Origin of the sequence: Aquimarina sp. RZ0 (assembly GCF_008370685.1) — a bacterium.
Classification (GTDB): Bacteria; Bacteroidota; Bacteroidia; order Flavobacteriales; family Flavobacteriaceae; genus Aquimarina.
In genome coordinates this window covers 75,709-88,301 of the sequence record NZ_VTZU01000003.1, presented here as the reverse complement: position 1 = coordinate 88,301, position 12,593 = coordinate 75,709, and the positions used below count along the sequence as shown (strand labels likewise).

At 33.3% G+C, this 12,593-nt stretch carries 9 protein-coding genes; 4 read left to right on the top strand and 5 right to left on the bottom strand.

From position 1 onward, the window contains the following. Positions 1–152: 152 nt before the first annotated feature. Complete coding sequence (locus F0000_RS02230; RefSeq protein WP_149623068.1) at positions 153–380, bottom strand: hypothetical protein; 228 nt, start codon at positions 378–380, stop codon at positions 153–155. A 187-nt stretch (positions 381–567) separates the two neighbouring features. After that, entirely contained in the window at positions 568–1,245 is a 678-nt protein-coding gene (locus F0000_RS02225; protein WP_368668059.1) for a lysophospholipid acyltransferase family protein, read from the bottom strand. 138 nt (positions 1,246–1,383) lie between these two features. On the opposite strand from F0000_RS02225, the gene trpS reads away from it, so the two are divergent. After that, positions 1,384–2,352, top strand: a complete 969-nt coding sequence (trpS, locus tag F0000_RS02220) for a tryptophan--tRNA ligase (RefSeq protein ID WP_149623066.1) — start codon at positions 1,384–1,386, stop codon at positions 2,350–2,352. A 178-nt stretch (positions 2,353–2,530) separates the two neighbouring features. Here trpS and F0000_RS02215 read toward each other — a convergent pair whose 3' ends face one another. The 3 genes from F0000_RS02215 to F0000_RS02205 all read right to left on the bottom strand — a co-directional run bounded on the left by F0000_RS02215 (position 2,531) and on the right by F0000_RS02205 (position 6,562). After that, entirely contained in the window at positions 2,531–2,920 is a 390-nt protein-coding gene (locus F0000_RS02215) for a VOC family protein (protein WP_149623065.1), read from the bottom strand. Positions 2,921–3,382: 462 nt separating this feature from the next. Beyond that, on the bottom strand, positions 3,383–4,252 hold the full coding sequence (locus F0000_RS02210; protein WP_149623064.1) for a thiopeptide-type bacteriocin biosynthesis protein: 870 nt from the start codon (positions 4,250–4,252) through the stop codon (positions 3,383–3,385). A 6-nt stretch (positions 4,253–4,258) separates the two neighbouring features. Then, entirely contained in the window at positions 4,259–6,562 is a 2,304-nt protein-coding gene (locus F0000_RS02205; protein WP_188111997.1) for a lantibiotic dehydratase family protein, read from the bottom strand. Positions 6,563–8,089: 1,527 nt separating this feature from the next. On the opposite strand from F0000_RS02205, the gene F0000_RS02200 reads away from it, so the two are divergent. The 3 genes from F0000_RS02200 to F0000_RS02190 all read left to right on the top strand — a co-directional run bounded on the left by F0000_RS02200 (position 8,090) and on the right by F0000_RS02190 (position 12,273). Beyond that, the gene (locus tag F0000_RS02200; RefSeq protein ID WP_149623062.1) at positions 8,090–8,392 is read left to right on the top strand and encodes a hypothetical protein; all 303 of its coding nucleotides are present in this window, start codon (positions 8,090–8,092) and stop codon (positions 8,390–8,392) included. Between the two features lie 521 nt (positions 8,393–8,913). Further along, positions 8,914–10,071: a lanthionine synthetase C family protein gene (locus tag F0000_RS02195; RefSeq protein WP_149623061.1), complete on the top strand. Its 1,158-nt coding sequence runs from the start codon at positions 8,914–8,916 to the stop codon at positions 10,069–10,071. A gap of 297 nt (positions 10,072–10,368) precedes the next feature. Beyond that, the gene (locus F0000_RS02190; RefSeq protein WP_149623060.1) at positions 10,369–12,273 is read left to right on the top strand and encodes a hypothetical protein; all 1,905 of its coding nucleotides are present in this window, start codon (positions 10,369–10,371) and stop codon (positions 12,271–12,273) included. Positions 12,274–12,593: the final 320 nt, after the last annotated feature.

The window sequence follows — 12,593 nt, the reverse complement described above, 5'->3', positions numbered from 1 at the left end:
GGATCTATTGTTACCTGCTGGCTTTTCCTTCACGATTAAGGATTTTGCTAAAATATTCATTTAATAGCCCTTTTCCATTAAATTCGGTTTTAACCTTCGGTTGCGTCTCAATACAAATCTTTTCATATTCGACTTGTTCATTTTGATTTAAATTAAGTGAGTCTAAATAAACCATTCTGTAAATTAAGTTTTTCAGGTTTTAATTTAGTTGCTTTTTTTAGCATTTCAGACCCTTTTATGTTTAATTCTTCGTAATCTCCAAATTCATAAGGGAATATTGAAACGGTGTATCCTGTAATAAAATTAAATTCCGCTAATTCAGAGTGTTTATTCAGTCCATTATTCAGTTCGTACATCAATGTCTTTTGTAAATTGCTCATTTACATCTTCAAGCATCGATCACAGAAAGAAAAAATAGAATTTCCAAGTTTCAAAATCTGTATTGTTCTCCTTAATCAGTTTTTGATAAAGAGTAAATGCCTCATTATATTTTTCAGCACTTTCCAACTCAAATATTTTATTCATTTATATTTTTCGCTTGCATCTGGCATCAATACACTCCATACACTATAGTTGATCAGACACCAACTTAGTATAAAGGATATTCCATGTTTTTTCTTTTAGCTCCTTTTTATGTTGATGTGTTAATCCAGTAGTCAGCACTTCTTTATGGACAAAAGCTCTCATTCTGCCAGGGCTTCCACTAAAAAAAGTATAGGAAAATCGTTTTTTATTATCCAAAAATGTTAAAGGCACTATGGGTATCTGATGATCAATTGCCAATCTAAAAGCACCATCTTTAAACTCATCCAGCAATACAGATTCATCATCAGGAACACCTCCTTCAGGAAAAATACAGATGCTTGTTCCGTTTTGCAATCTTGCTTGTGCACGATCAAAAACTGCTTTTCTACTCTTCTGATTATTACGATCTACGAGAATACAGGTACGTTTATAAAAAAAACCAAACACGGGAATTTTGGTCAGCTCTTTTTTCCCTACAAATACAAATGGATTTTTTATGCAATATAGCATCAACATAATATCAGCCATAGACGTATGGTTGGCTACAAACATATAACTCGTATGAGTGTCCAGGTCTCCTTCTTTTTTTACACTGGGGATAAAACCTGTTCCATACAACACAATCTTTGCCCAGAATCTCGCCACAACAAAAAAATAAGGATACCAGGCTTCTCTGGATGACAATATCAATAATATGGGGAACAATATAACAATAGGCATTCCCATCATTATATAAAACCAGATACGCCATAATAAAATCAAGATACGTCTTAGTATAAACATGTAGTAAAAATACACAATTTTGGTTTGAGCTATGTGAACAAAAAAATTACCTTTGCGAGAAATTATAAAACTACTATGTCCAGAATTCTAACAGGAGTCCAGAGTACAGGAACACCTCATTTAGGAAACTTATTAGGAGCGATCATTCCTGCAATTCAGATGGCCAATCAGCCAGAGAATGATTCTTTCCTTTTTATTGCAGATATGCATTCATTGACTCAAATTAAGGATGCAGCATTACTAAGAGAAAATACCTATTCTACTGCTGCTACCTGGTTGGCTTTTGGGCTGGATATAGAAAAAACTATTTTTTATCGTCAGAGTGATATCCCACAAGTGACAGAACTCTCTTGGTATCTAAGTTGTTTCTTTCCATATCAACGATTAACATTGGCGCATTCTTTTAAAGATAAAGCTGATCGACTTGAGGATGTTAATGCAGGATTGTTTACATATCCTATGTTGATGGCAGCAGATATCCTTTTGTATGACGCAGAGATTGTTCCTGTAGGGAAAGATCAGGAGCAACATCTGGAAATAACCAGAAATGTCGCCGAAAGAATACATAATCAGGTAGGAGCGCTATTTGTATTACCAGAAGCGCAATTCAGAAAAGAAACTATGTATGTTCCCGGTACTGATGGTACTAAAATGAGTAAATCCAAAGGAAATACCATCAACCTGTTTCTACCTGATAAGAAGTTACGCAAAAATATTATGGGGATTCAAACAGACAGTATCCCTATGGAAGAACCTAAAAATCCTGACACCTGCAATGTGTTTGCTTTATACAAACTCGTTGCTACTCCTGAGCAAATAGTACAGATGAAAGAAAACTATGCAGGTGGAAACTATGGATATGGTCATGCAAAACAAGCTTTATACGAACTGCTCATTGATACATTTTCTGAAGAGCGAAAACGCTATAATTACTATATAGAAAATCTTGAAGAAGTAGATAAAGCGTTGGCCATTGGTGCTAAAAAAGCTTCAGAGGTTGCCAATCAAGTACTTGCGAGAGTAAGAAAGAAGGTAGGCTATTAAAACTTAGCTGATACTGATGCTCAAGAACTATTTTCTAATGGAGTGTCTATTAAGATCAACTATGATTTTTTACTCTATAATCGAGACTTAAATGCTTCGAGGCTTGCCTCGAAATCGGAATGTTTTTTTCTAATAAACCTCTGGTGGACTTCCCCCGAGGTAGGTTACGGACAATATTTTATTGATAATCGATTATTTGTTGTAAAAAAGAAGCTTCATCTTTCAGAGCGATCAAATTACCGTCTGGATCAAAAAACTTGGCAACAATACCCCAATCATGTTCCTGATAGTCAATTTCAATATGTTTTGATTGAAGAGAAATTGCATATTTTTTAACATTGTCAACATGAATACGGATACAGCTAAAATTTTTTTGATGTGCTTCATTTAGATTTTGATAAGAATCTCTGTCATCATTTTCTATCATTAGGTAAGCACCAAATAGGTCAAAACAGGTCAATATACTATTCTGGAATAGTATAGGCAATTCTAGTTTTTTATTATAAAATTCAACACATTCCTTATATTTTTTTACATAGAGAATAGTGCCTGTCCTTTTTGCTTTCATCTAGTTTTTTTATTTGAACCTTGTTATACGATTTATAACTAAAAATTTCGCATATTCATCGTTTCTTTCTCCTTTCTACTTCGTTTAAAAAATAAACCGTAGCTATAGCTATGCTTGATTTTTTTGCCTTGCATAAAGAAAAAATAATTCAATGAATTTATACGAATTTTTTAATCACAAATCGTATTATAACAAAAGTAGACTAAATTCCAGATGTAGCCCAATGGTTTTGTTAACCCAATAGGCAATATCCTACTCCATATCCAAACCCTAAGGATTCCGTTTTGACAACATTAAAAATATTTTCTTCTACCCATACCGAGCCAAATGATAATTTTCCTTTTACATATGGTTGTATTTTCCAGACTTTAAGACATAATACTGGAGATAGAGATCCAGTAGAACTTCCCAGAATTTTGAGGTGCTCTCTCTTATAAAATTATAGGGACATTTTATAAAAAATTAATTAGAAAATAAGGAACTCTTATAATATTTTGTCAAAAAATCATAACATACTAATTCATAAAATCGCTGTTTAGATCTAAAAGCACGATTGACAAGCATATGTATATAACTACTAATCAGGCTTCCTTTTTGTAACTCTTTATCATTTGTTAAGCAGTTTATAATAGAGGATACTTCTTCTTCAGTTTTTGTGGTGTACTGGTGCAGTAGCTGATACAAAATAAGATAGTCTTCGTTTTGATCTGTTGTAGAAAAAAAAGAATATAGCTCGTGTTGTATCGTTCTATACTTTTTGTCAAGCTGTTTGGTGAGTTTTTTATCTGCAAGAAACTCTTCTTTAAAACGATCTCTGTTCAGACTTGTTAATTGTACTTTTTCTTTTAGAGAGTATTTAAAATTAGTAAGGATTGTATCGATCGCTTTTATGACAAATAAAAAAAATAGAGTGTCGTCTTTTATAATTTCTATTGCTTGCAGAAGCATATCACTCTCTTTTGAAAATAGTTTTTCTGAGAATGCTATTGTAGCCGCTCCATATCGCTCTATTTCTCTGATATACGTGTCTAATTGCACTTTATATATAATATCATCCTGTACATAAGATTGTAGTGCTTTATTAATATGTAGTATCACAGAACCAATATGCAGCACATCTGTGAGATGAAAACGTATTCTTATATGAAAGTCTGGATCCTGGTATCTAATAAAAAACCAATGACTAATATACCGGTTCTCTATCAGTTTTGCAACAAGAGGTCTTATTGTCTTTGTTAATATCAGATCAGAGCTGCGTTCTCCGCAATATATTTTATAATACAGCCATGTATCTCCCGCAATAAAGATTCGTTTAGTTGCTATAATATCCATAACAAATCAAGTGTTTTTATCAGATAAATGAGGTGCTCTTTCTTTAGCTTGTTTTAACTTTTCTTCATTATAAAAAGAGATGACAAATTGATTAGTAAACCCTTTATTTTCTCCTTTAATTACTGATTCTTCGGTAAACAAGAACTCTTCTAATACAAAAATTTCTATTTTTTTTACTGTATCCAGCCACATTTGGATCATATCATAGTTTTCTAAGTTAATCAACAAGGTATTATCTCCCTCGACTAATTGCACGAGTTTAGGCATGCATAATGCTGCTCTCCAGGAGCTAATGGCATCTATCAGTGGATCCTTGGTAAGCGGTAGAAATATCTCAATATCTTTTTGGGTAAGTAGCCATCTGGCTTTTGATAAAATAAAGTCTTTATACACTACTCTGGGTAAAAATTTCCTTTTTTCTAAAACGGCTCCCCAGTAAAACCCAATAGAAGCACGTAATTCTTGTTTCTGCAAGTCACATAAAAAATGATAAATAGGTAGTGCATTAGCACTATAATTGTGTGCGTTGCTTAAACGTGGCAGTACTCGTTTGTCTAACCTTTTAGAACGAAGCTGTATTTGGTTATGTCGCACAGAAATCATCAGATCGGTAATAGCTATTTGTTGTTCTCTTGACAAATTCGACTTTCCTAAATAAGGAATTTCATAGTCACGTAGAGAAACTCTCTGTATCACATTACCAATTCTGGATTCTGGCAGATGAATAATTTCTGCCAGAATATGATCAGGATTCATTTGCTGTTCTATATCTGCTATATAGTGCACTTGTTTTTGTATGGCTTTATTGCCATGAGTAAATCGGGCTAATAAATTGGTAGCAGAGGTTCCTCCTATAGAGGATAATACCATCTTTTCTTTACCATCCTGCAGGATTACTTCTGCCATAGCTGCCATTGTATCCGGCAGATCATCCCAGCGTACTGGCAAAGACTCAAAATCAGCATCATTAATTTCCATAACTACCGCATTAGAAGCAATAGTTTGCTCTAATTTTTTGTGGAGTATGTTATAGGGGGTGCCCCAAGATAAAGATTGTGGTATCGACTCTTCTTGATAAGGTATATCCAGCCCCTCCAGAAAAGGAGTACTATCCGATGCTTCCTGCCCTTGTAAATAGCCAATGCCAATTTCTGTATCTAATACGGTTGTTAAAGGTACTTCTCTGGTTTCATAACGTTTTAAAAATGCATTTTTGAAATGACTTAGATTCGTATCCTTTTGAGAAATAGATATCTTATTAAGTAAAGGAAGCATCCTTCTTATATGATATCCCCATTTTCTATCTAACGTACTGGATATGGCAACGGGATATAGATCTGTTTGTAATAAGTATTTCTTATCCATCGGAGTTTCTAATTTTTCTGCCAATTCTATAAACTCTTTATAATATGTTATAGAATTGCCAATCGTCATATCCAGCTGCAAAAGTTTATTCTTTAATTCCTTTATTGTATGTGTTACATCAGTAATATTATGTAATGTATGAAGTAGCCCAAGTAGCTGTTTCAGAAAATTATCTCCACAGATAGAAGGCTCTAATTCACTTACTAATACTTGGTTATCTATCAATTCATGGATAAAATCAGTAGCTTCTTCTTTAGTAATATCATCATCTATTAATATTTCGGATAAGACACCCACAGAAGCACCTGATTGTGATTTTGCCAGTATATTTTCCAGATATGATGACGCCATAACTGCTTCTATGGTATATGCCCGCTTATTTTGTTTGATATAGGTATATTCTACATATCGATACTGGTTCCCAATCTGATATAAACTACTATTGGGATACCATAATATCTGGCTTTTAATCTGGTCAATTTTTACAAGGTGTTGCACGAGTTCAACTAAAAAATGCATATCAAGTCGAGTTTGCCGGGCATAAGCGTGTATAGTATCCAAACTGATATTGGTTTCTGAACCAAATGATGCGGTAGCACAGCCGGCAAATAACCCAAAAGGAGTACATCGAGCAGAAATACGGGATAGATATTTTAGCAAGGAATATCGTAATCGTTTCTCTGATTTGGAATCTATATTTCTAGATGTTGCCCATTTCTGTAATGCGTTATAGAGTTCCGGGGAGGCCAAAAAAACAGCCTCTTTAATAGCTGGATTCTTCCAGATCTCTCTATATTTCTCTTTTGATATTTCCTTATCTGTAAAAACCAGGTTATAAAACTCCAAAGGCAATAGAGGGGTTCTAAAACAGAGCGTGTCAAAAAAAGTATATGGGTTTTTAGATTTCAAAAGTTGGTTAAGTCTATGTTCAATGATAGTATCCAAAGGTATATTTTGATTTTTTTAGTTCAAAATGATACTATGCAAAAACCGATTAGGTATTCAATTATTAGAATTAGATATAGAACTCATCTTGAGTAATGCTTTGACCTACAAAATTTACATTATGCACGCTAATTTTGTTGGTTTTTCAACCATAGACAGGACTAAGCTGAAAAAAAACCTACTTCATTATACTACAAAAGCCAAACTTTTCGGTTGAAAAACCACTACTCAAGATGAGTTCATAATGATCATATTTAGAGTCACAAAATATGGATTTAGAAATCAAATTAAAAATAAATTACAGGAAGTATTGATGTCTTAATTTTTTTGCAACAAAAAAGTGCCTAAAGAAATTAGGCACTTTTAGATATGGTTGTTTATTAAAACTGTAGTTTCAGTTTATTTAAAAAATTGTGTTTACGATATATTAACGTATGGCTTATGTTGTAAAAAAAGACTGAGTTTGTGTAATTATCTTTTTAGAAATATCAGTTTAATATTTCATGGTTTAAACAAAGTTTGGTTAATAATGCAATAAAAATCTGGAATTGGGGGATTATTAGATTTTAAAGCTCATAAATTTTATAAATAATCTACAATCATATCAAAAATTCAAAGATTAGTATTTGGTTATTCAAAGATACTTCTTATTCACTACCAGTATTCAATCAGTTGTTTAAGAGGGCAATTTTAATGTGTAAATTGATATTTGTACTGTATAAATGTATTTTCGCGAATTATTCGGTGAGGGAAAATTCTTAATACATATGTAGGTTTTTTGGCAAAGATTTTGTCAGTTTTTTTAATCTATCCGCATATATAAATTTATCAAAGGAGGTTAGTGCAGCAAGCTAAGTGATTTTTTTAAGCGCAATTTTTATATAAATAACTATTTGATTCATAATAAAATAAATGTAGCCCATTAAAAAACATACAGAAAAGTAGTCTATATGGGGTAACAAATTGCATCGTTATGTCATTAATAAGAAGTTGTTAATTAGTAGTGCCTTCTCAACGTATCAAAGTTAAACCGAAGTTGAACGATATAGAATTAGCCAGATAATCTCAGATATACTGATGATACCTGAGAAGGCATGCTATAGACGACAGCTATTTACCCCTTATAGAATTTTAAAACAAAAAACTAAGAGATATAATTATAGAGTGGTACTGTATCATTTTGGATGCCTAATAGAAATTAGGGTAGAGAATCTAAATAGCATTCACCTATGATATGCCACTCTTTTTTATCAACCTGTAGTTGTAGATATTCTGCAAATAAAGAGTGTAGAGCATTGCTGTTTTATTTCTAGCACATACAGATTTCAGAAAAGAATGATTATATAAGGAATTTAATGAAAAAAGAACAAGAACTATTATACAAAATAATGCGCAATTTTGAAGGAATGCAGAGAATTGAAGTATTTGATCTTCTACATAGGATGGAGATTTTATTATTTTATGCAAAAAGCCCCCTCCAAAAAGAACATCTCAAGAAAATCATCCTGTCTGATATGGATAAGAAAAATGGCAGCCCCTTCACAGTTTACTATCTTAGCCAATGGTAATTCCTGTGAGTTTGTAGCAGCTAACGACTGGATTCATGTGTATAAAGAAGTAAAAAGAGGAATTAATATCTGGAATCCCTTAGATACCTACTATTTTAAAACCAAATACGCTCCATCAGAATTAATACGATTAACCAAAAACAATTTGACGAATACTGTACATAATACTCCTCACGAATTAAAAGTAGCTAATTTTTTAAGAAATCATACAATCGTAAAAAAAGGAAAAAGCAGTGATAAACTACTGCTGATAAAGGTATAGCATATCTTAGAACTGCTTGGATATGTCATATAAATCGATAAAATAGAGCGTCAGGCTAGTAAAAAAAGTTAACACGTCTGGTAGTGGTTTTTTGCAGCATAGCGGAGGAAAACCGTATCGAGACCAAATCAAAGCAGTAGTACTGATTGCATCTCGATACACATTCAGAGTCGAAGGAATTATATCAAAAGAATCATTGCAACAGGTAGCGTCATTTTTGAGGTTTGAATGGTATAAGATACTATTTTAAGTATATTGCTCGAATAACAATATAGAACTATCGCTAAATTCGGGATATCAAAATATGGATTTAAAAAACAGATTATACGATTTGTGATTAAAAAATTCGTATAAATTCATTGAATTATTTTTTCTTTATGCAAGGCAAAAAAATCAAGCATAGCTATAGCTACGGTTTATTTTTTAAACGAAGTAGAAAGGAAAAAGAAACGATGAATATGCGAAATTTTTAGTTATAAATCGTATTAAAAGATAAGTTAAAAGAAATAGCCGATGTATTCATGCAGAACACTAGTACACCAGACACAATAGGAGTTCTGGGAGGTAGTTCTGGCATAGCTTTATTTCATTTTTATTATGCAGCCTTTAGTGAAGATACACTGCACTCAGATCAAGGGGCTGCTGTTATTTCAGAAACATTTAATCGTATACAGGAAGGATATTCATATCCTACATTTTGTGATGGAATTGCAGGTGCATGCTGGGTGTTGGAATTACTAAAAGAAGAACAGTTTGTGACACTTCAGGAAGATGTCATCACAGCAGAACTAGACAATTATTTATTAGATTGCATGAAGAAGGATATCGCTGAAAATAATTATGATTTTCTCCATGGTGCTATTGGTTATGGGTACTATTTCTTAAAACGATATCAGCAAGCCGAAACAGTACATTCAAAAAAGCAATATCAGAAACATCTTATGCCCCTGATTACATTTTTGACAGATACAGCTATTTCTGGTAATACAGGTATTTGGTGGAAATCTGTAATCAAAGTAGGAGAAGAAAAGTTTGAAGGATGTAATCTGGGACTGTCTCATGGGATGTCCAGTATTCTTAATTTTTTATCAAGAGTATCGATATATCCCGATTTTTCTGATCAAGCACTTCCATTGGTAAAACCAGCCATAAAGCATATCCTGGATTGCAAACATACTGATATGGAGTATACCTCTACATTTCCAAATTGGATCACCTCAGAAAAACCAGAAGGATACAACTCAAGGTTAGCCTGGTGTTATGGAGATCTCGGTGTTGGTATATCCCTGTTAAGAGCAGGTGAACTTTTAGAAGATGAAGATTTGATGCACGAAGCAATTACTGTATTAAAACTAAGTGCAAAGAGAAAGGATATCAAAGAAGCACTGGTAAAAGATGCAGGCGTATGCCATGGAGCCTTTGGTATCATACATATCTACAGATTTCTATATAAAAAGACACATGATACCGTATTTAAAAAAACTGCGGACTACTGGGCAAATGTTGGACTGGAGATGGCTACTCATACTGATGGCTATGCAGGGTACCTCTTTGGCTATGAAGGATCCTGGAAATTACAAGATTGTTTATTGGATGGTATTGCTGGTGTAGGATTAGCAATACTGTCCTATCTTACAGATGATGAAACTATGTGGGATGAAGCATTAATGATTGGATAAAAGAAGAAAAAATATAGATGTTGTGATGTGGTTTTTGCAGCAATAGCAGAGAAAAATTGTATCGAGACCTCATCAAGGTAGGTAGCATTGATCGCATCTCGATACACTGCTCCCCCCGGTCGCAGCAATCGATGAGACAGAAGGAGTCAATCATTTTGTATTTAGCTATTAAAAAATCTACATAAAATATAGCCGAGCAGGGTAACATATTGCAGAGATATGTTACTAACAAAAGTCAGGGATTGTTTTTTGCATATAATCCTCAGGCAATAACAGTAACATAATTTTATAATAACAATGAAACACACACAGATCTTACCCTTTATATTTTTATTGATGTCCTGCTATTTTATGATGGGACAGGCTGTTTTTGGGGTGCAATTTCCTATAGAAAACAGAGAGCAGAAGTGCAGGCAATGTATGGAGGCATTTAGAAATAAGCCCAAAGAAGTACTTTTTAGTATCAAGCGAGATGATCGGGAGGGGTTATATTTTGAAATCAATTCTAAAGAGTGGGCATATCAACTTTTTAAGGATACAAAAGATGGGATTATGATTGATATTGTATCAAAAGATCGTTATGATTGTGCTACACAAAAATTAGAGCCCTCTTCTTATGGGATTGTAGGCGATATTAAAAAACCGATATATGCGGCAACACTCAAAAAAGGGTTAAAAAAACAACCAAATGGTAAGTATAGGGTAAAAGTAGGTGTAGTGCCTGTACCATTAAGAGGAAAAGAATTAGAGTTTAATATCTATTTTATAAACGATAATTATTTTTGCCGTTATAATCGATTTTATGATCTGAAATCTTATCGATTAGAGTTACTAGATATGGGTATGTATCTTGATTCACTAACATATCAGTCGGAGATCAAGGATTTTTCTCAGATAAGTGAAGGCTTTAAGCTAAAATATAAAACACTTAAATTTACGATCCCTTTTGAGAAAAATAAGGCCACGTATGCTACCGATGATATCAAACCTGTATATGATTCTCTCCATCTCACAGATTATACTATCAAAACAATCGATATAAAAGCATACGCTTCTGTAGAGGGAAGCTTGAAAAGAAATATAGCCTTACAAGAAGGACGCGCGGCTAGTATTGTAGAGGCGTTACAGGAGTTTCAGAAACCAGCCATAAAGACAAAAATCAGTGCTACAGAAAATTGGGTTGAATTTCTGAATACTATTCCTACTACAGAATATGCTAGCTTTTCTGACCTGAGTAAAGCTGAAATCAAGGCTAAACTTATGGATCCCAACATCAATGCAGATTTAGAACCTTATTTACAAAAACATAGAAAGGCAGTCATCACTTTATCACTCCAGAAAAAAGATAGCTATAAAACAATGAGTAATGACCAGTTAATTTCTCTGTATAAAAATGCTGTGCTAGAAGAAAATATTGAGAAAGCGAATGAATTACAAAATACAATTTTTGAACGTATTAAAGGAAATGAAATTTCGCCGGATAAGATAAGTACGCTGGATGTACCTGCCCAAAAACAATTTGCACAACTCGCCAATAAAAATACATCGCTAACGTATATGATTAATGAGCGTGAGGTACTAAGAACGTACACAAAACTTCTGGAATTGGATAGATTATTACCTAGAAATAAGAAAATCAAGTACAATATTTGTGCAACCAAATTTAAGATATGGCGGCATCGTATACAGCCAGTAAAGACAGAAGCGTTTAAAAAAGAAATTCTGGCATTAAAAAACTATGGAGTATCACAAGTATTGATTGACCGTATGCTTATCAATTATCATATTATCAAAAGTGAATCTTATATGCGGAAAAGAGATTTTGCTGCCAAGGACAAATCCATGAAATATATCTATACACGGTATAAAAAAATAGTACTCACGAATGATGACTATCTTAATCTGGCACAGTATTTTACATCATATGCTAATATCGAATATGCTATAGAATTACTAAAAGATAGAGTAAAAAGTATCGATGCAGGTACAGATTTACTGTTCTATTACCTGAATCTCACTCTTGTAGATAAGGAACTGACCAAAGAACGTGATTACAGAACCATGATGCTTAATGCGATTTCTAAGGATCAACAGCGCTTTTGTAAACTCTTTGATCCATTTGGAGAAGGAGGAGTAACGTTTCAGTTATTAGAAAATGAATACCTAAGAAAAGCATATTGCGAAAATTGTAATACGAAGTAATATCAGTTACTGTTTGAATTTACTGTAAAAGAAAATTCAGACAACAAATGGTCTGGTTAACAATGTGTATCTATTAAATAGATATCTTCAAAAAAGTTAATAAATAATGTTAGCACGTCTGGTAGTGATTTATCGCAGCGATAGCGGAAAAAAATTGTATCGAGACCTCGATACACTGCTCCCCCTGGTCGCAGCAATCGATGTGACGTGAGGAGGTAATGGCATTATATATAAAGAAAGGCGACATCAAAATGCCACCTTTCTTATTTTCCGTTAAGTCTAATCGTTTAGATTCGAGAAAAAGAGGAGTAAAATTCATC